This window comes from Microbacterium sp. M28 (genome assembly GCF_025836995.1).
Lineage (GTDB): Bacteria > Actinomycetota > Actinomycetes > Actinomycetales > Microbacteriaceae > Microbacterium.
In genome coordinates this window covers 630,477-650,362 of record NZ_CP107546.1, presented here as the reverse complement: position 1 = coordinate 650,362, position 19,886 = coordinate 630,477, and the positions used below count along the sequence as shown (strand labels likewise).

The window sequence follows — 19,886 nt, the reverse complement described above, 5'->3', positions numbered from 1 at the left end:
ACCCCGTGGCAGCCGGCGTCAGCGGCGCTGGAACGTCACGTGCGTGACACCGCTCTCCGCGACCTCGCTGCTGACGTCGTAGTCGCTCTCGAATCCGCGCAGACCGTCCCAGAGTCGGGCGCCCTGGCCGAGCACGACCGGGACGACGGCGACATGAAGCCGATCGACGAGCCCGGCGGCGAGGAACTGCCGAACCACATCGACACCGCCGCCGATGCGCACGTCGGCGTCGCCTGCCGCCTCGGTCGCCCGCCGGAGCACCTCGTCCGGCGCGGCATCCACGAAGTGGAACACCGTGCCGTTGTCGAACTCGATCGACGGCCGCGGGGTGTGCGTCAGCACGAAGACCGGGCAGCCGAACGGCGGTTCCTCGCCCCACCAGCCGCGCCATTCGGGGTCGTCGCCGTAGATGTGCAGGCCGAACATGCCTGCACCCATGACTTCGGCGCCGATGCCTTCGAAGTAGGCGGAGGCGTACTTCTCCTCCACGCCGGTCGTGCCGGCCCCGGACGTGTCGCCGAAGACGCGCGCCTGCATCGTGCGGGTCGCCGTGTAGGCGGCGACGAGGCGCATCCAATCCTTCCCGATCGGGTCTTCCGGAGTCTGGTCGGCGGTCGCGGCGAAGCCGTCGAGGGAGATGTTGAGGTCGACGCGGACGGTCATGCGCCCAGCTCCGGCGTGTTCGGGTTCGTGGCCTGACCGTCGAGCCACAGCGTGTCGGTCGCGTCGGCATGCGTGCCGTCGGTGCCGACGTGCTTCGTGCTGATCTGCGGCCCCTTCGTGATCACGTGCACGAGCGCCATGCCGTAGCCGCGCGAGAGGGCGTAGTCGGCCTTGAGCCACTCGAGGATCGGCGTCGCCTTGGTGCCGGCGCCGAATCCCTTCTCCGACGCCAGCTCGATGAACTGGCGAGGGGTGAGACCGGTCCTGGTCTCGATGTTGTCGAGGTATGCCTGGAAGGACATGGTTTCTCCTGGTTGTCAGTCTTCGTCGAGGAACGTCTGGATCATGATGGCGGATGCGTGGATGCAGAGGATGCGCAGCACGCCGGTGCCGGCGTTCACGAAGCCGTGCGGCACGTGGGCGGCGACGGTCGCGGTGTCCCCGGCGTGCGCGTCGAAGCGCTCCTCGCCGCGCGTGATGCGCGCCGTGCCCTCGAGGACCACCCAGGTCTCGGAGTAAGGGTGCCAGTGCAGCCCCGGACCCTGACCGGGGGCGTTCTCGACGTAGAAGTACGACACGTCTGCGCCGTGCTCCGCGCCCACGAACTTGCGACTCGCGCCGCTGCCCATGCGGATATCCGCGGCGGCGACGACGCTTTCCGGATGCGTTGTGCTGTTCATGGCTCCAGTCTCGACACCGTGCCCACGGCATCCTAGAGTTTCGATGTGGATCGAAACTCCCCGCCGGTCGAAGGCGTCGAGCATCCGGATCACCGGGTCGAGTTCCAGTTGAGCCCCGGCGACATCCAGGCTGTGCGCTTCGGCATCTCCCCCGGGCACGAACTCGCGCACGCCGTGCGCGTGCTCCTGCGCCCGGCCCAGAATCCGCTGCAGTGGGGATGGCTGCGTTCCGTGCGGGAGCGCCTGCCGCGCGAGAGCTTCGCCCTGCTGGCCGCGGTGATCGGCGACGACGGCTACCTGCCCGATTTCCTGACGGCGACTCCGAGCTGGGACATGACCCCTGAGGCAGAACTCGAAGCGCTGCGCACGGCGGAGCTCGAGCCGATGCGCATCGACTTCGGGAAGATGGTCGTGCGGTCCCGGGGCGCCAGGCAGGAGGCGCTGCGCGACATGCAGGCGCACCCGATCCGCGCACGACGCATGATCGCCGACGCCTGGTCGGACGTCTGGGACGCCGCGCTCGCTCCGGTGTGGCCGCAGCTCGAGCGGATCCTGCGCGCCGACATCGCCGCGCGCTCGCGGACGATCGCGGCATCCGGGATCTCGGCCATGGCCGGCGGGCTGCACGAGCGCGTCAGCTGGGGCGACGGCGCGGTGCGCGTGCGGCTGCGCAGGCACAGCGAGCAGGTCGACTGCCGCGGCAGCGGGCTCGTCCTCGTCCCCTCGGTCATGTCGTCATGGGGATGCATGGTGCTCACCGAGCCGCCGGCGCAGCCCACCCTCTTCTATCCCGCTCGCGGAGTCACGGCCGGGTGGGCACGCGACGAGACCGAGATCGCGGGCGCGCTCGGCGCACTGCTCGGCCCGGCTCGAGCCGGCATCCTCCTGTCGGCCGGTTCCGCACGGACCACCTCGCAGGTGGCGGGGGACGCCGAGATCGCCGTGTCGACGGCATCCCACCATCTCGGCGTGCTGCGCGACGCCGGTCTGATCGCCAGCGAGCGCGACGGCAATCGGATGCTGCACCTGCGCACGCCGCTCGGCGAGGCGATGGTGGGCGCCGTGCTGTGAGCGCCTACTCCGCCGGCACGATGGGTCGGTGCTCGTAGAACGTCTGCAGCACCACGGTGGTCCGGGTGCTCACGTTGGCCGCGAGACGGATGTCACGGACCAGCTCCTCCAGGGCGCGCGGAGTCGGCACGCGGACGAAGAGCATGTAGCTCGCGGCACCCGCGATCGAATGACAGGCCTCGATCGCGGTCAGATGCTCCAGCAGCTCAGGAGCGTTGTCAGGCTGGGCCGGATCGAGCGGTGTGATCTCGATGAACGCCGACAACGGCTTGCCGACCTGTTCCGCGTCGATGAGCGCTCGGTACCCCGTGATCACGCCGCGGGATTCGAGTCGCTTGAGCCGCGACTGGACGGCCGACGTGCCGAGCCCGACCGCCTCGGACAGCTGCGCGAGCGTGGCACGCGCATCGCGGGAGATCTCGGCGATGATCGCGCGGTCGACAGCATCTTCCATACATGGAAGAATATCGGCTATCTCCGAGATCGACCGGAGATTTTCCGCCCAACCTCAGATTCGGAGGTCCCGATGCCCACTCTTCCTGCTGCCAAGGCCATCATCGGCGAACCCGAGGTCGTCGAGGACGCCGCCATGGCCGAGGACAGCGCGGCGTGGCGGATGCTGAAGGACGCGGCCATCGCGATCCGCGAACTCCAGATCAAGGACGGCTCGATCCCGGATGCCGCCGATCACGCCGCCGCGCGTGATCACGTGGCCACGATCATCGCCGGCATCCGTGCACTCTCCCCCGCCTTCCCGCACGACGCGGAGTACCTGAGCGCGTCCGTGCGGGACTTCGAGCGCTGGGCGGAGACCGGGTTCGGCGTACCCGACTTCCTGGATTCACTCGTGGCCTTCCAGCCGCAGCTGCACCGGGTCGACGGCATCCGTCATCTCGTGGTGTTCCCGATGTACACGCAGAACGGCTCCCCCGACAGACTCGTCGAGGCGCTGATCGTGCAGGCGATCTGGCCGCAGTTCATCGCCGAACTCGAGGCGGGCGACTACGCCAACCGGCTGTTCGTGTCGCTCCGGCTGATCGACTTCACGCCGGGATACGACACGAACTCCGCGGTGCTGTTCCCCGAGACGGTGGCGATGCGGGAGATCCCGCCGTTCACGTGGGGCGCGATCTTCCAGGACCGCGAGGCGGCGCGCTACCGCCGAGTGGTGCGTGCGGCATCCGAGATCACCAAACTCGAGCTGCCTGCCGAGGCGGCGCGGATGCTGGACGACCAGGACCTCACCGAGCAGACGTTCGTGATGTGGGACATCATCCACGACCGCACGCACATGCGCGGCGACCTGCCGTTCGACCCGTTCATGATCAAGCAGCGCATGCCGTTCTTCCTCTACTCGCTGGAGGAGCTGCGGTGCGATCTGACCGCTTTCCGGTCGTCGGTCGAGATCCAGAAGCGGTTGTCGAGCCGGGCCTCAGCGGGGGGCGAGCTGTCGGATGCCGAGCAGCAGATGCTCGAGCACGCCGAACTCGTGCAGTACGCCGTGATCTTCGACCGGATCTTCCGGTTCGCGATCACGGGGTCGCGCGTACGCAACTACGACGGACTCGGCGGCCAGTTGCTGTTCGCCTGGCTGCACCAGCGCGGAGTGCTGCACTGGACGGACACCCGGCTCGCGTTCGACTGGGACGGCGTGCCGGACGCCGTGATCGCCCTCGGCGAGGCGATCGACGACCTGTACTGGCGCTCGATCGATCGTCCGAAGACCGCGCACTGGCTCGCTGCCTACGAGCTGGTCAGCTCCGTTGTGACGCCGAACCCGGCATCCGTCTGGGCGCGAGGACTCTCGGACGAGGTGCTCGCCGGTCCGCCCAAGGGATACACGGACGCGGTGCTGGACGACGAATTCCCCCTGTCGATGTTCTTCGAGGCGCTGGAGAGGAAGATGCGCGACGTGATCGCGTCGACGGCAGGGATCCGCGGGACGGACTGACGGAGCCCTGCGCCGTCACCGTTCTCCCAAGACGACGCGGATCTCGCAGGAACCAGGGGGCTTTCTGCGAGATCCGTGTCATTCTGCGTGATCTTCGTCGCGTGTCGGCAGGGGGAGAGGATTCTGGGGATGAAGGCAACGCACGAGAGGAACCGGACATGAACGCAGCAGGGCGCGTGGTGGTCATCGCGGGTGCGACGAGCGAGGCCGGCCTCGCGGTGACGCGCGCGCTCGTGGGGGCCGGGGCGCACGTCGTCGCCACCGGACGTTCGGCGTCGCGGCTTCGGGAGCTGCGGGATGCGGGGGCGCAGGTCGAGGCGTCCGACGCGACCTCGCTGGAGTCGATGACGTCGCTCGCCGGGCAGATCGGGCCGGTCGATGGCGTGATCCCGCTCGTCGGCGGGTGGCGCGGCGGCGGCGGACTCGCCGGGCAGAGCGACGACGACTTCGACGCGCTGCTTCCCGCACTGCAGGCCGTCCGAGCCACCAGTCGGGCGTTCGACGTCGCGCTTCGCGCATCGGATGCCGGACGTTTCGCGATCGTCTCCTCCACCGCCGTCGCGCGGCCGCTCGCCGGCGGGGCGAACTACGCGGCGGTGAAGGCTGCGAGCGAGGCGTGGGCGCGCGCGGTCGCGCACGGTTTCGCCAAGAACGCGCGGGATGCGGAGGAGCCGCTGCATGCGGCATCCGTCGTCTTCCGGGCGAAGCAGTTGGACCCGGACGCTCTGGCCGCAGCCGTGGTCGCCCTGTGGGATGCGGATGCCGCCGACCTCAACGATGGTGTCATCGAGATCTGAGGGCGCTCAGCGGTCGCGGCGCTCCGGGAACTCCGGCGGCATGCCGCGGACCGGGGGCGGCGCTTCCGGCATGTGGGCATCGGCGTGCACCTCGTCCGCTCCGGCGTCGGCGGCCTCCGTCGCATCGGCATCCGGACCCTGCTCGGCATCCGTTCCGATCTCCTGCTCTGGAGCCGTGGCGTACAGCTCGGTGAGCTTGCGGTACGACCGCGTGAAGAACGCCAAGCCGCCGACGATCACCATGATGATTCCGGCGAACAGGCAGATCAGCGCGATCCCGCGCGCCTGTCCGTCGCCGAGCAGCCATCCCCACTGCTTCTGCCCCGGCGCCGTCTCCATGTACGGGATGACCCAGAACTCCGCGATCGGCGCGATGAGGAACGCCGTGATGGGGGCCGCAGCCGCCTCCATCGCCGCGGCGACGCCGAAGACCCTCCCCTGCCGCTGGTACGGGACGACCTTCTGGATCACGGTCTGCTCTGCGGCCTCGGCCGGCGGCACCAGCATCATGTAGAACCACATGCCGATGACGTACAGCGGCCACCACTCGCGCAGCATGAACACGGCACCGAGCAGGCCCATCGCCATCACGACGAGCAGCAAGGTGCGCACGGGCCGCTTGCCCAGGCCGAACTTCGCCACCATCGCCCCGCCGATGAGGAATCCTGTCGACGCGAACGCCAGCGCGAAGCCCCACACCTGGGCGCTGAACAGCGTCAGGCCGTACGGATCCATCAGCGCCATGTAGACGCCGCCGATGAGGTTGTTGAACGTCGAGAACACGATCAGGGCGAACAGCCCCGGTGCCAGTCGGATCGCGCGGACGCTGCCGCGGAAGTCGAGGGCGCTGGGGGCATCCGGATCCGGCTGCGGCTCGCTCTCGGGAATCCGAACGAACAACAGGTGCACGAACGTGAGCCCCATCGCGATGATCGCGATGACGAGCGTCCAGCCCATCCCGAGGAAGCCGATCGACAGGCCGGAGAACACGCTCGTGACGAGGAAGGCGAGGCCCTGCACGGTACCGACCAGGCCGTTGGCGTTCGCGCGCTTGTCCTCTTCGATGAGCAGCGTCACGGTCGTGGACAGCGCGATGTTGCGCAACTGCTCGATCACTCCGCCGAACAGGATCACACCGGAGAACAGCCAGAACCACGGACCGCCCAGGTTCAGCAGCTCGGACTCGGGCTGCCACATGTAGAGCACCCCGGCGATACCGAACGCCACGGCGGAGATGACACTGGACAGCACCATCACGGCATGTTTGCGGTGCCGGTCGACGATCGTGCCGAAGACCATCGCGAAGATCGCGACGAACAGCATGTAGGCGCCGCCGATGATCCCGGTGGCGAGAACGGACTGCGTCTCGATGTACACCCAGAAGGTCAGGGCGAACCAGAGGAAGCTCGTCGTCACGTTCGCGATGAGCGTGTTGACGAGGACATTCGCGAAGGCGCGTTTCGCAAGGGTGCGATCCATGGGTCCGAGGGTAATCGGGACCACGGACATCCGACATAGGCTTGTCGGGTGAGCACCCTCCATGACCCCGCGATCCGGGGCTTCGCATCGGACAACTACTCCGGCATCCACCCCGAGATCCTGGCGGCCATCACCGCTGCGAACGACGGGCACCAGGTCGCCTACGGCGAGGACGCCTACACCGAGCGCCTGCAGGAGGTCTTCCGCGCGCACTTCGGTGCGGATGCCGAGGCGTTCCCCGTCTTCAACGGCACCGGTGCGAACGTTACCGGCCTGCAGTCGATGCTCCCCCGTTGGGGTGCCGTCATCTCGGCATCCACCGCCCACATCAACGTGGACGAGGGCGGCGCTCCTGAGCGCATCGGCGGCTTCAAGCTCCTGACCGTGCCGACCGACGACGGCAAGCTCACCCCGGAGCTCGTGGACCGTGAGGCCTGGGGCTGGGGCGATGAGCACCGCGCCCAGCCGCTCGTGGTGTCGATCACCCAGTCGACCGAGCTCGGCACCCTGTACACGCCGGACGAGATCCGCGCCCTCGCGGATCACGCCCACGAACGCGGGATGAAGCTGCACCTGGACGGTGCGCGCATCTCGAACGCCGCCGCTGCGCTCGGCGTCCCCTTCGCCGCCTTCACGCGCGACGCCGGGGTCGACGTGCTCAGCTTCGGCGGCACGAAGAACGGGGCGATGCTCGGCGAAGCGGTCGTCGTGCTGAACCCCGAGGCGTCCACCGGGTTGATCTACTCGCGCAAGTTCAACATGCAGCTCGCGTCCAAGATGCGCTTCGTGTCGGCGCAGCTGATCGCCCTGCTCGACGGCGACCTCTGGCTGCGCAACGCATCTCACTCCAACGCGATGGCGCAGCGACTGCGCTCCGGCATCGAGGCAGGACTCGCCGACGGCTCCATCCGGGGCGTGACGTTCACGCAGCCGACCCAGGCCAACGGCGTCTTCGCGACGCTCCCAGAGGGCATCGCCGATCGGCTTCGCGAGTCGTTCCGTTTCTACGACTGGGACGCCGCGCGCAACGAGGTGCGCTGGATGTGCAGCTTCGACACCGCCGAGAGCGACGTCGACGCCTTCATCGCCGAGATCGGCCGGCTGACCACCGCGTGACCGACTGGGAGGGCGCCTTCAACCTGCGCGATCTCGGCGGGCTGCCGCTGGCCGACGGCGGCGCGACGGCGCACGGGCGCGTCTACCGCTCCGGCCGCACCGAGACGCTGACGGATGCCGGGTGGAGCGCGCTGCGCGCCGCAGGCGTCCGCACGATCGTCGACCTGCGCAACGCTCCTGAGCGCGCGCGCCGGGACACGGACCCGGTGCTCGTGACGGAGCACGCCGCGGGCGTCGTCGTCGTGCATGCACCCACCGAGGACCCGGACGACGCGGAGTTCATGCGCGTCTGCGGGCCGTGGCTGGATCACCCGCGCTCGTACGCCGACAACACGCGTCTGTACCCCGAGCGCTTCGCCGCCGTGTTCACCGCGCTCGCCGCGTCCGAGGGCAGCGCACTGTTCCACTGCGCCGGTGGCAGGGATCGGACCGGAATGATCGCCGCGATGTTGCTCTCTCTGGCCGAGGTCGAGCGCGAGGCCATCCTGCTCGATTATGCCGCCGGGTTCCGCGAGGCCAGTCGACGGCACGCGCGCGACCTCCCCGCCGTGCCGATTCCCGGGCAGGGCGGCTACGTCGAACCGAAGTTCAGCGACGAGGAGATCGAGACGCGCATCGCCGACCGAGTCGCCGCCCTGGACGGGTGGCTGTCCGAACTGGACGTGCGCTCGTATCTGCGGGATGCCGGCATGACGGCATCCGATGTCGACGCGCTCGCGCGGCGGCTGCGGGACTGAACCTCCGCCCCGTCGAACGCCGTCCAGATCGCACTTTCTGCTGCTTCGAGCCCGACGAACGTTCAGGTCGCACTTTCTGCTGCTGCAACGGCGTCATAACAGCAGAAATCGCGACCTGAACCACGCAGCGCCGCCCGAAACGCGTGTCCATGGGGCAGCGCCGGATCAGCGCCCGGTCTTCGCCCCCGGCACGTCGACGTCCGTCCACACGAGACGGTGATCGCTCGACGGGAACGGATACACGCCGGTCAGCGCTGCGAGCGGATCGGCCTGCTCCGGCCAGAACACGGCGGAGTCGATGATGCGGATCTGCCGGCTCGGCAGCACATAGTCGACGCGCAGATTCCCGGGAGGCTCCGAGAAGTCCGCCGTGTCCTGCGCGGCATCCCCGGTGTGCTCCGCGTTGACACCCGCCTGCAGCACGGACGCCTCGGCTCCACCGGCACTCGCGGGAACCCATCGGGTGTTCACGGCCGGGTGCGTGAGCAGCTGGTCGATCGCGCCGGCCGTCGAGTCGCCGTCGTTCGGATCGGCGTTCTGGTCGCCCGCGATCACGAAGAGATCTCCCCCGCGCAGCCCGCCGGACCGGCCCGCGTCATCGTAGATGTAGTCCGCCCCGGAGATGTAGTCCGCCCAGAACCGGATCTCGTCGTGATTGCGCGTACCGTTGCGGTCTTCGACGCCGTCGAACGTCGGCGGTGTCGGATGCGACACGAGGAAATGCACAGTCTTGTTCTTCGAGACCTGCACGGGGACGTCCCAGTGGGACTTGCTCGACAACGGGAAGGACCCGAGCTCGTCCTCGGAGTAGAAGTCCGCCGGCTCGGCCGTGGTCGGGTCGTCCGGCAGCAGCGCGTCCGGCATGTCGGCCCAGCGGAATTTCTGGAAGGTCCGTACGGACTCCTCGTCGATCGGGAACTTCGAGTACACCGCCATCCCGTACTGACCGGGGAACCCGCCGAAGCCCCACGCATCGTCGCCACCGACCACCTGGCCGTCGTTGTTGAGGTCGAACCCGCTCGGCACGCCGGTGTTCACGGGCGCCGTGTACCGGTACGGATACGTGACGGGCTCGGCATCGCCGTGCGGCACGGAGAGGTAGTTGTCCTGGAAGAGGCGCAGCGCCTCTCCCTCGGCGTCGTAGTCGAACTCGTTGATCAGCAGCACGTCGGGTTGCGCACGCTGGATGATCTCGGCGACGGCATCCGCCTGCGCGTTGCCAGGCGCTGACAGATCGCTGACGAGCTGCCCGTCGGCGCCGCGGTTCAGCGACGCGTTGAACGTCGCGAATCGTGCGTCGGAACGGACCTCCCGGTCATCGGATGCCGCGGGCTGGGCAGCGATCGCCGGGGCGGCCGTGCCTCCCGCCAGGATGAGGGCCGCGGCGATGCCGGCTGCGCCCAGGCTGCGTCGTGTTCTGCTCATGCGAGCAGGGTAGCGCCGGGCAGTGACGCCAGGGTGAACAGAAGAGGCGGAACGCGCACCCCCGGATGCGCGTTCCGCCTCTGCCCTGGTGTCAGTGCCCCGGGACTGCTTCTTCGACCAGCAGCGCGTCGGCCTTGGCGCTGAAGTAGCGCGTGGCCCACATCAGAATGGCCCCGAGGAAGCCGAACACGCCGAGCGAGACGACGCCCCACGCTCCGCTGTCGGTCGGGATCGTCTCGTTCACGCTCGTGCGCATGATCGGGGCGACGAAGCCGCCGAGGTTGCCGAGCGAGTTGATGAGGCCGATACCGGTCGCGGCGGCTGCTCCGGTGAGGAACGAGGTCGGGAACGACCATGTGATCGGACCGGTCGACAGGAACGCGGCGACGGCGACCGTGATCGCGAAGATGCCGAGCAGGCTCTGCCCGTTCGCCCCGGCCCAAGCCGAGACGAGGATCGCGACGCCGGTGATGAGGAAGAACAGCGTTCCCCAGTTGCGGCGGCGCTTGACCGACGTGGCGAACTTGCCGACGTAGTAGCAGGCGAACAGACCGACCGCCCATGGGATGGCCGAGACCAGGCCGACCTGCCAGCCGACGTCCTGACCGATCAGGCCGGCCACCTGCTGCGGCAGGTAGAACGTCGTGCCGTAGACCGCGATCTGCAGGCAGAAGTAGATCGCGGTGAAGTACCAGACCTTCCAGCTGATCAGCGCCGCTCCGATGCCCCGAGGGCCGTCGGATTCCTTGATGCCGTCCTCGTGCTCCATCACAGCCTTGAGCGCGAACTTCTCGTCGTCCGTGAGGAACTTCGCCTTCTGCGGCGAATCGACCAGGAAGAAGAACGCGGCGATACCGGCGGCGACGGCCATCATGCCCTCGACGAAGAACATCACCTGCCATCCGGCCCACGGCGTGAACTGCTCGCCGAAGCTGATGAGTCCGCCCGAGAGCGGTGCGCCGAGCATCTGCGAGAACGGCTGAGCGAGGTAGAACAGCGCGAACATCTGGACACGGCGCTTGTTGGGGAACCACTGCGCCAGGAACATGATCACGCCGGGGAACAGACCGGCCTCGGTCACACCCAGCAGGAAGCGCAGGATGATGAACATCGTCTCGCCGTTGACGAACGCGAACAGCGATGCGACGATGCCCCAGGTGATGGCGATGCGCGCGAGCCAGAAGCGCGCGCCGAACTTGTCCAGCAGCAGGTTCGAGGGGATCTCGAAGAGCGCGTAGCCGATGAAGAAGATACCGGCACCGAGCGCGTACGCGCCGGCCGAGATGCCGCGATCGACCTCCATCGCCGCCTCGGCGAAGCCGACGTTCGTGCGATCCAGGAACGCGACGAAGTACAGGATGATGAGCATCGGCATGAGGCGGAACGTCGCCTTGCGGATGCCACTGGCGAGGTGCGGGCTGTTGAGCAGGCCCTGCGCGACGGTGACGTTGGTGCGCGTCGCCTCGCCGAATTCGGATGAGGACACGAGGACTCTCCTTTGAGCAGTCGGGGGTGGTGGGTAGGCGGGAGCGTCAGCTTCCCAGTGCCGGGATGATCATGACGAGGCCGACGGCCACGCAGATCAGCCCGAGCACCAGGAAGGCGATGCGGCCCTTGGACCAGGAACGGGTCATGGCGTGCTCCCTTTCGGGGATCTCAGTGCATGTAGAGGCCGCCGTCGACGTTCAGGGTCTGGCCCGTCACGAATCCGGCATCCTCGCTGATCAGGTAGGCGACAGCCGCGGCGATGTCCGTCGGGGTGCCGATCCGGGGCAGCACGCCGTCGGCGGCCATCGCGGTCTTGCGCTCCTCGGAGAGCGTGCCGCCCATGATGTCGGTGTCGATGGGACCGGGTGAGATGACGTTGGCCGTCACGCCCACGGGTCCCAGCTCGCGGGCGATGGAGCGCATCAGACCGATGACGGCCGCCTTGGATGCCGAGTACGGCGTCTTGGAGTACGTGCCGCCGCCGCGCTGGGCGGACACCGACGAGATGCCGACGAGCCGGCCGACTCCGTTCTCGGCGAGCGTGCGTGCGACGCGCTGGGTGATCCAGTGCACGCCGTCGAGGTTGATGGACTCGACACGGAACCACTCCTCAGGGGTGACGTCCAGGTACGGCACCGGCGACGAGACGCCGGCGAAGTTCACCAGCGCAACGATCTGCGGCAACTGTGCCTCGAGCGCATCGACGGCCGCGACGGCCTGCTCGCGGTCGGCGACGTTCGCTCCGGCTCCGGCGGCCCGGACGCCGTGCTTCTCGGCGACCTCGGCCGCGGTCCGGGCGGCCGCCTCACCGTCGACGTCGATGATGCCGATGTTCCAGCCGCGCTCGGCGAGATAGAAGGCGGTGGCGCGGCCGATGCCGCGTGGGCTGGCAGCACCGGTCAGGATCGCGGTGCGCTCTGCGGGGAATTCCGTTGCCATGGTCACGTCCTTCAGCTCTGTGCGGGGTGGATCGGGGCGGGGCCGAGTTCGTCGACGAGCTTCTTCATCGCCACGTAGGCCTTGTTGCGGTACGCGATCAGTTCCGGCGTCCGGTCGGCGGGCACGTCGAGGAAGCCGGCCCCCGACTTCGTGCCGAGCTTGCCCGCCTCGACGAGGTCGGCGAGCGCCTTCGGCGTCGCGAACCGCTCAGGGAACTCGGTCTGCAGCGACGCGTAGCAAAAGGCGTAGACGTCGAGCCCTGCCATGTCCGCGATCGCGAACGGACCGAAGAACGGCAGACGGAAGCCGAACGTCGTGCGCACGATCGTGTCGATGTCCTCGGGGCTCGCGACGCCCTCCTCGACGAGCTGGGTCGCCTCGTGGAACAGCGCGTACTGCAGGCGGTTGAGGACGAACCCGGTCGCGTCCTTGACGCGGGCGGTCTCCTTGCCGGTGGCGGCGACGATCTGCTCGACGACGGGGAGGATCTCGGCATCCGTCCCGGCGTGCGGGATGAGCTCGACACCGGGGATGAAAGGCGCCGGGTTGGAGAAGTGCACGCCCAGGAAGCGCTCCGGGTTCACGACCGCCTCGGCGAGCTTGCCGATGAGGATCGTCGACGTGTTGCTGCCGATGACGGCGTCGGGAGCAGCCGCCTCGGAGATGCGGCGCAGTGTCGCGTGCTTGATCTCGATCTTCTCCGGCACGGCCTCCTCGATGAACGAAGCGCCGACCACGGCATCCTCGATCGTCGCGGCGGTCAGGCGCTCGGCGATGATCTCCGACGCATCCGCGGGGAAGAGCCCATCGGAGGCGAACTGCGCGGCCTCGGTGATGAGGCGCTCGCGGTTGCTGCGGGCGATCTGGATGTCGACGTCGGCGATGCGGACGTCGGCGCCGGACAGCGCGAGCGACTGGGCGATCCCGCCGCCCATGTAGCCGCTGCCGATGACGGCGTAGACGGGGCGTTCCTGTTCAGTCATGTCAATCGTCTCCTGGGTGATCGTTCAGACGGCATCCGGAAGGAGCGTCCGCAGATAGTCGCGGTTCGTGGCGCACACGCCGAGGCTGTCCCCGCCGTACTGCTCCATGAGGAAGGGTCCGCGGAATCCGACCTCGACCGCGCGGGCGACCATCGCACGGTAGTTGATGAGGCCGAGCTCCATGCTCGTGGGCACCGAGGTCTGCCAGCTGCCGTCTGCGGCCTCGTCGCGGGTGTAGTTCTTGACATGCCAGTAATTGGCGTACGGCAGGGTCTTCTCGTGCATCTCGCGCCAGTCCTCGATCGGACGGTGCAGACGGATGAGGTTGGCGATGTCGGGGTTGAGGCCGACGTTGTCCAGCCCGATCTCCTCGATCAGGCGGACCGCACTGTCGGCGGTGCCGAGGTACGTGTCCTCGTACATCTCCAGCGACATCGGCAGGCCGACGGATGCCGCGTGCTCGCCGAGTTCGCGCAGGCGCTTGACCGCGAGGGCACGGGTGTCGGCGTCGTCGGGGTCGACCGGCCCCTGCGCGGTCCAGAACCACAGCGCCGTGCGCTGCGCCTCGGTGAACGGCTGGTGCAGGCCTGTGGAGAAGACCTGCATCCCGAGCTCGGCGGCGGCGTCGATCGCGCGGTGCGCGTACGCGAGGTTCTCCTCGCCCTTGCCCGGTTCGATGACGCTCTGACGCTGCACATGCACGGAGATGAGCTGGACACCGTGGCTGCCCGCGATCGTCTTCAGATCCGCCCGGCGCTCGGGGGTGAGTTCGGAGGGGCGGATGTGGCTGTCCGCGATCTCGACCGCGGTGAAGCCGAGGCGCTCGATCTGACCGAAGATCCCGTCCCAGGTCTCGGCGGAGGCGTCGTGCAGACGCGTCCCGTCGGGGGCCACGGGGCTGAACCCGTGCATGCAGACGGCGATGGGCCAGTTCTCACTGGTGAGGGGCTGCGACGTTGCGGTCATGACGACTCCGTTGACGATTCTCTCCGGTATGGTGCCGGTCTTCGTAGATCCTATAGGAAATAGAACAAAGCGCAAGCGACGCTGATCTGCACGCTCCTCAGGACTGCTCGAGATCGAGCGACCGCGCCCGCACCTGTTCGATGTGGCGCCGCATGAGCTCCTCCGGAGCATCCGGGTCACCGCTCGCGAACGCGTCGACGATGGCCTCGTGCTCCGCGATGGCCTCGCGGACGTCCGTGACGCCGTGCTCGGCCGACTGGCGCATGCGGTGCAGCTGCGCGCCCAGGGACTCCGACATCTCGGTCAGATAGCGGTTGCCGCAGTGCTGGAAGACCACGCGGTGGAACGCGGCATCCGCGGCGAAGTAGGCCGTCGTCAGCTCGACGTCCGTCGCGGCGGCGCGCAGCGTCGTGATCACCCGCTCGCCGATGCGGCGGTGCTCCTCCTCGGCGGAGCGGAGCTCGGCGATCATCTGCTCGGTGGCCGGCGTCGCGAGACGTGCGGCGCGGGATTCCAGCATGATCCGCGCCTCGAACAGCTCCTGCAGCTGCGCCAGACCCAGCGGCGGGGCGACACGGTAGCCCTTCAGCGCCTCGCGGGTGACGAGGCCGGTGCGCTCGAGCTGCACCATCGCCTCACGAACGGGCGTCGGCGAGACGTCCAACTGGCGGGCGATCGTGTCGATCGACAGCCGGGCCCCCGGCGCGGCCTCGCCGCTGAGCAGCAGCTGCAGGATGCGCTCGTACACGTGGTCGCGCAGGCCTCGACGCTCGATCGTCGTCTCCAGCCCGCGCAGCCCCCCGTCGCGCTCTTCGCCCATCATCGTCCCCTCACACCACGGCGATCACGCCGTCAGTGATCCCACTTCATCGAGGATGGCACGAACCGCGTCTGGGTCGTGCGCGAAACGTCCGAGGAACAGGCCGTCGACGCTGTCCGAGATCTGCGAGAGGAGTCCGGGGCCGGCGCTGCCGCCGTAGATCACCGACACGTCGCCGCCCAGCTGAGCGCGCAGAGCACTGCAGACGCCGCGGATGTGATCGGCGTCGGCCGGCTCCGGTGCGCCGATCGCCCAGACGGGTTCGTACGCGATCACGAGAGGGCCGGCGACTCCCGCATCCGTCGCCTCCGACAGTGCGGAGCGGATCTGCGCGAGGCAGGCCTCCGCCGCGGCATCCGGTGCCGCACGGTCGGTCTCGCCGACGCACAGGATGGGGGTGAGCCCGTTGCGCAGCGCGGCATGCGTCTTGGCGGCGATGACCTCATCGGTGTCGCCGAACAGGCGACGGCGCTCGGCGTGACCGACCTCGACGAATCGGCAGCCGAGCTCGGCCAGCACGGCCGCCGAGACCTCACCGGTGAAGGCGCCGGCATCCTCGGTCGCGACGTCCTGCGCCCCGACCGCGAGGTCGCCGGCGTGCTCGAGCGCCGCAGGGATGGACGGGTACTGCGGGATCACGAACGCCGTGACCTGATCGCGGGCCGGATGCTCGGCGACGATCGCGGCGACATCCGAGACCCAGTCCACCGTGCGGGCATGCGAGAAGTACATCTTCAGGCTCGCGCCGATCAGCATCCGCTCCGCCATGATCAGCGTGCTTCGTAGGCGCAGATCTCGTCGACCTTCTCGGCCGAGGCGCTCTGCGGGTCAAAGGTGTAGGTGAGCCACTCGGCCGCGAGGCGCCGGGCGAGCTCGATGCCGACGACGCGCTGGCCCATGCACAACACCTGGGCGTCGTTGGAGAGCACGGAGCGCTCGACGCTGAACGAGTCGTGCGCGGTGACGGCCCGGATGCCCTGCACCTTGTTCGCCGCGATCGCGACGCCGAGGCCGGTGCCGCAGATCAGGATCGCACGGTCGGCTTCGCCGGCGGCGACCTTCTCAGCCGCCGTGGTCGCGATCGTCGGGTAGTTGGTGTGCCCGTCGGCGTCGACGCCCACGTCGACGACGTCGGCGACGAGCGGGTTGTTCAGCAGGTCGGCCTTGATGCGCTCCTTGTAATCGAAGCCTGCATCATCAGAGCCGATCACCAGTCGAAGTGCCATTTCAGTCATCCCCTTTCAGGATGTCGAGAACCGTGTGCGTGATGAGCGCGAACGAGACCGCGCCGGGGTCGGGGGTGCCGAGGCTCTTATCGCCGTGCGAACGCGCACGGCCGAGCTTGGCGGTCAGGTTCGCGGTGGCCTCGGCCGCCTCGGTCGCCAGCGCCGCGGCATCCGTCCAGGCCGGGACGAGTTCGTCGCCGGCTTCCAGCCGCTCGGTGAGCCGATCCGCGAACGGCACGATCGCATCGATCATGGTCTTGTCGCCGACCGTGGCCTTGCCGAAGGACATCACGGCGTCCTTCATGCGGGCCACACCGGCTCCGACGGCATCCGCATCGACCTCCGCATCGTCGCCGAGCGCTGTGCCGAGAGCCACGAGCATCTCACCCCAGATGGCGCCGGAGGTTCCGCCGCCCTTGTCCGCCCAGGCGTCGCCGGCGTGGTGCAACGTGGTGAGGGCACCGGCGCCGCCCGCGACGGCTTCCTCCGCCGCAGCAGCTGCGGCCTTGCTGCCGCGCTGCATTCCGATGCCGTGGTCGCCGTCGCCGGCGATGCGGTCGATGCGCCCGAGCTCTTCGGCTTCGGCGTCCAGCATCGCGGCCATGGCGGACAGCGCACGACCGATCGTCTGCGCCGCGCTCTGCGACTCGGCGGAGGCCGCGCCGATCACGAACTCCTCCTCCTCGGCCGCGACCGTGTCGACGGCGATGCGGCCCTCCACGGCGCCGCGGCGGAACGCCGGAGTGTCGCAGGCTGCGAGCCAGAGCTGCTCGAGCTCGTCGTCCAGCCAGAGCAGCGTCAGGGAGACGCCGGCCATGTCGAAGCTCGTGCAGAACTCCCCCACCTCGGGCGAGACGACGGTGAGGCCCGCCTCGGAGAGCAGTCGATCCACCTCCGCGTAGACGACGTAGAGCTCTTCGTACTTGACGCTTCCGAGGCCGTTCAGGATCGGCACGACGCGCGCGCCGTCACGGTTCACTCCGTCGGGGATCTCCTCGAGCAGCGAGGACACGAACAGCTGCGCCAGGCCGGCGGCCGTCGGCACGTCGACCTCGTCGATGCCCGGTTCGCCGTGGATGCCGAGACCCACCGCCATGCGCCCCTCGGGAACCGTGAACAGGGGCTCGTCTGCGCCGGGGAGCGTGCAGCCGCTGAAGGCGACGCCGAGCGAGCGGGTGCGGTCGTTCGCGGCGATCGCGAGGCGCTCGACCTCGTCGAGGTCGAGGCCGGCTTCGGCCGCCGCGCCGGCGATCTTGAAGACGACGAGGTCGCCGGCGATCCCGCGGCGCTTCTCGCGCTCGGATGCCGGGGCGCTGGAGATGTCGTCCGTGACGGTGACCGTGCGGCAGTCGACGCCTGCCGCACGCAGACGCTCCTGCGCCTGACCGAAGTGCAGCACGTCGCCGGCGTAGTTGCCGTAGCTCAGCAGCACGCCGCGTCCCTCGTGCGCGGCCGTGGCGACCGAGTGCACCTGATGCGCCGACGGCGAGGCGAAGAGATTGCCCATGACGGCACCGTGGGCGAGGCCGGGGCCGACCAGGCCGGCGAAGGCGGGATAGTGACCGCTGCCCCCGCCGATCACGACCGAGACGGTGGGTCCGGCGCCGCGGGTCGAGCGGACCACGCCGCCGGTGACCGGACGGACCCATCGGGCGCTCGCGGCGACGAAACCGGCGGCGGAGTCGGTGGCGAAGTCGTCCGGATCGTTGAACAGGCGCGTCATTGCGATCTCCTTAGAGCGGCTGCGGTCGCGGGGGTGGTCCCGCCGCGTGCTCAGATCCTATAGGAAATCGGATAGAACTGCACGGACGGCGTCAGCGGAGGAGGCCGAGGCTCGCCAGCGCCTGGCGGATGAGGGTGCCCCTCCCGCCCTCCATCTCGGCGGAGACCTCGTCGGAGGCCGCTTCCTCCGGAGAGAACCAGGTGACCTCGAGGGCGTCGGTCCGCGGTTCGCACGTGCCCGTGACGGGAACGACGTAGGCGAGTGAGACCGCATGCTGGCGGTCGTCGTGGAACGCGCTCACGCCCGGGATCGGGAAGTACTCCGCCACGGCGAACGGCGCGGGCTGCGGCGGGAGCAGCGGGAACGCCATCGGGCCGAGATCGTTCTCGACGTGACGGAACAGCGCATCGCGGATCGTCTCGCCGAAGCGGACGCGTCCGGACACGATCGTCCGCGTCATCTCGCCCAGCGGCGTCGAACGCAGCAGGATGCCGACCTCGGTGACCTGCCCGACGCCGTCCGTGCGCACCGGGAGCGCCTCGACGTAGAGCATGGGCAGCCTGCGGCGCGCCTCGGCGAGCTCGATCTCGCTCAGCCAGCCGGGGTTGCCCGCCTCAGCAGGCACCTCGCCGAATCGTGCGAGGTCGTCGTCGGAGTCCTCGGGGTCTGGATCAGGCGTGCGGACGGTCATGGGTCATTTCTACCAGGCCGGCCTCTGCGCGGGTCCGGTGTCCGCACGCGCTGGCAGGATGGTGGCGTGGAAGACGAGCTGACGATCGACGACACGATCACGCGCTGGGCGCCAGGAGCCAGGGACGGCCGGCCGCTCGTCGTGCTGCTGCACGGCTACGGGGCCGACGAGCACGACCTGTTCGGCGTCGTCCCCTACCTGCCGGAAGGCATCGCTGTCGCGTCGCTCGCCGCTCCCCTCACGCCGCCATGGCCCATGCCAGGCCGCTCGTGGTATCCGATCGAGGATCTGGACTCGCGCAGCCCGGAGCCGACGACGGCCGCCGCCCGAGCCGTCCTGGCCTGGTTGGATGCCGCGGCATCCGGAGCGTCATCCGTGGCGCTGCTCGGCTTCTCGCAGGGCGCCGCGGTGTCGCTGCAGGCGCTGCGCCTGGCGCCCGAGCGATTCGATGCCGTCGTCGCGCTGAGCGGCTACGCGACACCCGGAGATCTGCCTCGCGATGACGAGCTCCGGGAGCTGCGCCCCGCTGTCTTCTGGGGCCGGGGCACCAACGATGACGTGATCCCGCCGGATCTGATCGCGCACACCGCGCTCTGGCTGCCCGAGCACGCGGATCTCTCCGGCCGCGTCTATCAGGGGCTCACGCACAGCATCTCCGAAGACGAACTGCTCGACGTCCGCGTCTTCCTGGACAAGTGGCTCGAGCGGATCGCCTGACGCGCCCGCAGCCCTTCAGTATCCAGGCGTCGGCCGGTCGTCGTCATCCGGAACCTCGTCTCCTCCGGGCGCATCAGCAGTGTCCTCAGCGACTCCGTCACCCATGACGTCCGCTCCGCTGCCCCCCGCGGTCGCGGTCCGGCCGAAGGCGAGCGCGAAGGCGACGCCGATCGCGATGCCCAGCGCGATGCCGACGCCCATGTTCTGCAGCGCGGCCCCCATCGCGACGCCGACGCCCATTCCGAGCGCGATGCCGATCCCCCAGTTCGCGCGCTGACGCGCCTCGTGCGGACTCATCCCGTTCTCAGCCATGCCTCCACGCTATGCGGGCGCGCTCGCTGAGGCATCCCCCGCACGACGGACAGCCGACGCGACACGCCCGGGTTGCACGAAACGTCGACGGCCGGTAGTCTC

Annotated in this window: 22 protein-coding genes; 6 read left to right on the top strand and 16 right to left on the bottom strand. The window is 69.0% G+C overall.

Annotated elements, in window-relative coordinates; all coding sequences use genetic code 11:
* Positions 1-18 precede the first annotated feature (18 nt).
* Genes OED01_RS03190 through OED01_RS03180 form a run of 3 tightly spaced genes read right to left on the bottom strand, consistent with a single transcriptional unit; the run spans position 19 to position 1,343 of the window.
* Positions 19-663: a dihydrofolate reductase family protein gene (locus tag OED01_RS03190; protein WP_264156955.1), complete on the bottom strand. Its 645-nt coding sequence runs from the start codon at positions 661-663 to the stop codon at positions 19-21.
* Positions 660-965 (bottom strand): DUF4287 domain-containing protein, encoded by a 306-nt coding sequence (locus OED01_RS03185; RefSeq protein ID WP_264156954.1) that lies wholly within the window; start codon positions 963-965, stop codon positions 660-662. Before OED01_RS03185 ends, OED01_RS03190 begins: the two co-directional genes overlap by 4 nt.
* 15 nt (positions 966-980) lie before the next feature.
* Positions 981-1,343, bottom strand: coding sequence for a cupin domain-containing protein (locus OED01_RS03180; protein WP_264156953.1), 363 nt, complete (start codon positions 1,341-1,343; stop codon positions 981-983).
* A gap of 45 nt (positions 1,344-1,388) precedes the next feature.
* On the opposite strand from OED01_RS03180, the gene OED01_RS03175 reads away from it, so the two are divergent.
* Positions 1,389-2,414, top strand: coding sequence for an ArsR/SmtB family transcription factor (locus OED01_RS03175; RefSeq protein WP_264156952.1), 1,026 nt, complete (start codon positions 1,389-1,391; stop codon positions 2,412-2,414).
* Between the two features lie 4 nt (positions 2,415-2,418).
* On the opposite strand, the gene OED01_RS03170 is transcribed toward OED01_RS03175, so the two are convergent.
* Positions 2,419-2,868, bottom strand: coding sequence for an Lrp/AsnC family transcriptional regulator (locus OED01_RS03170; RefSeq protein ID WP_264156951.1), 450 nt, complete (start codon positions 2,866-2,868; stop codon positions 2,419-2,421).
* A gap of 72 nt (positions 2,869-2,940) precedes the next feature.
* Between OED01_RS03170 and OED01_RS03165 the strand changes: the two genes are divergently transcribed.
* Entirely contained in the window at positions 2,941-4,365 is a 1,425-nt protein-coding gene (locus tag OED01_RS03165; RefSeq protein WP_264156950.1) for a DUF6421 family protein, read from the top strand.
* A 158-nt stretch (positions 4,366-4,523) separates the two neighbouring features.
* Positions 4,524-5,162: an SDR family oxidoreductase gene (locus OED01_RS03160; protein ID WP_264156949.1), complete on the top strand. Its 639-nt coding sequence runs from the start codon at positions 4,524-4,526 to the stop codon at positions 5,160-5,162.
* 6 nt (positions 5,163-5,168) lie between these two features.
* Here the strand turns inward: OED01_RS03160 and OED01_RS03155 are convergent, their stop codons facing one another.
* The gene (locus OED01_RS03155; protein WP_264156947.1) at positions 5,169-6,641 is read right to left on the bottom strand and encodes an MFS transporter; all 1,473 of its coding nucleotides are present in this window, start codon (positions 6,639-6,641) and stop codon (positions 5,169-5,171) included.
* Positions 6,642-6,689: 48 nt separating this feature from the next.
* Here OED01_RS03155 and OED01_RS03150 point away from each other — a divergent pair, with 48 nt between their 5' ends.
* Positions 6,690-7,757 carry a threonine aldolase family protein gene (locus tag OED01_RS03150; RefSeq protein ID WP_264156946.1) on the top strand — a complete coding sequence of 356 codons (1,068 nt, stop codon included), beginning with the start codon at positions 6,690-6,692 and terminating at the stop codon, positions 7,755-7,757.
* Positions 7,754-8,494: a tyrosine-protein phosphatase gene (locus tag OED01_RS03145; protein ID WP_264156945.1), complete on the top strand. Its 741-nt coding sequence runs from the start codon at positions 7,754-7,756 to the stop codon at positions 8,492-8,494. Before OED01_RS03150 ends, OED01_RS03145 begins: the two co-directional genes overlap by 4 nt.
* A gap of 165 nt (positions 8,495-8,659) precedes the next feature.
* Here OED01_RS03145 and OED01_RS03140 read toward each other — a convergent pair whose 3' ends face one another.
* The 10 genes from OED01_RS03140 to OED01_RS03095 all read right to left on the bottom strand — a co-directional run bounded on the left by OED01_RS03140 (position 8,660) and on the right by OED01_RS03095 (position 18,755).
* Positions 8,660-9,919, bottom strand: a complete 1,260-nt coding sequence (locus OED01_RS03140) for an endonuclease/exonuclease/phosphatase family protein (RefSeq protein WP_264156944.1) — start codon at positions 9,917-9,919, stop codon at positions 8,660-8,662.
* A gap of 91 nt (positions 9,920-10,010) precedes the next feature.
* Positions 10,011-11,405, bottom strand: a complete 1,395-nt coding sequence (locus tag OED01_RS03135; RefSeq protein ID WP_264156943.1) for an MFS transporter — start codon at positions 11,403-11,405, stop codon at positions 10,011-10,013.
* Positions 11,406-11,575: 170 nt separating this feature from the next.
* Positions 11,576-12,346 (bottom strand): SDR family NAD(P)-dependent oxidoreductase, encoded by a 771-nt coding sequence (locus OED01_RS03130; RefSeq protein WP_264156942.1) that lies wholly within the window; start codon positions 12,344-12,346, stop codon positions 11,576-11,578.
* Between the two features lie 11 nt (positions 12,347-12,357).
* Positions 12,358-13,329, bottom strand: coding sequence for a 3-hydroxyacyl-CoA dehydrogenase family protein (locus tag OED01_RS03125; protein ID WP_264156941.1), 972 nt, complete (start codon positions 13,327-13,329; stop codon positions 12,358-12,360).
* 24 nt (positions 13,330-13,353) lie between these two features.
* Entirely contained in the window at positions 13,354-14,295 is a 942-nt protein-coding gene (locus OED01_RS03120; protein WP_264156939.1) for a sugar phosphate isomerase/epimerase family protein, read from the bottom strand.
* A gap of 97 nt (positions 14,296-14,392) precedes the next feature.
* Positions 14,393-15,115, bottom strand: a complete 723-nt coding sequence (locus tag OED01_RS03115; protein WP_264156938.1) for a GntR family transcriptional regulator — start codon at positions 15,113-15,115, stop codon at positions 14,393-14,395.
* A gap of 24 nt (positions 15,116-15,139) precedes the next feature.
* Complete coding sequence (locus OED01_RS03110) at positions 15,140-15,883, bottom strand: triose-phosphate isomerase family protein (RefSeq protein WP_264156937.1); 744 nt, start codon at positions 15,881-15,883, stop codon at positions 15,140-15,142.
* 2 nt (positions 15,884-15,885) lie between these two features.
* Positions 15,886-16,341 (bottom strand): ribose-5-phosphate isomerase, encoded by a 456-nt coding sequence (locus OED01_RS03105; RefSeq protein WP_264156936.1) that lies wholly within the window; start codon positions 16,339-16,341, stop codon positions 15,886-15,888.
* Position 16,342: 1 nt separating this feature from the next.
* Entirely contained in the window at positions 16,343-18,064 is a 1,722-nt protein-coding gene (locus tag OED01_RS03100) for a dihydroxyacetone kinase family protein (RefSeq protein WP_264156935.1), read from the bottom strand.
* Positions 18,065-18,155: 91 nt separating this feature from the next.
* A complete protein-coding gene (locus OED01_RS03095; protein ID WP_264156934.1) occupies positions 18,156-18,755 on the bottom strand; it encodes an NUDIX hydrolase family protein in 600 nt (199 codons plus the stop codon).
* A 66-nt stretch (positions 18,756-18,821) separates the two neighbouring features.
* Between OED01_RS03095 and OED01_RS03090 the strand changes: the two genes are divergently transcribed.
* Complete coding sequence (locus tag OED01_RS03090) at positions 18,822-19,472, top strand: alpha/beta hydrolase (protein WP_264156932.1); 651 nt, start codon at positions 18,822-18,824, stop codon at positions 19,470-19,472.
* A 15-nt stretch (positions 19,473-19,487) separates the two neighbouring features.
* Here the strand turns inward: OED01_RS03090 and OED01_RS03085 are convergent, their stop codons facing one another.
* Positions 19,488-19,784 carry a hypothetical protein gene (locus OED01_RS03085; RefSeq protein WP_264156931.1) on the bottom strand — a complete coding sequence of 99 codons (297 nt, stop codon included), beginning with the start codon at positions 19,782-19,784 and terminating at the stop codon, positions 19,488-19,490.
* Positions 19,785-19,886: the final 102 nt, after the last annotated feature.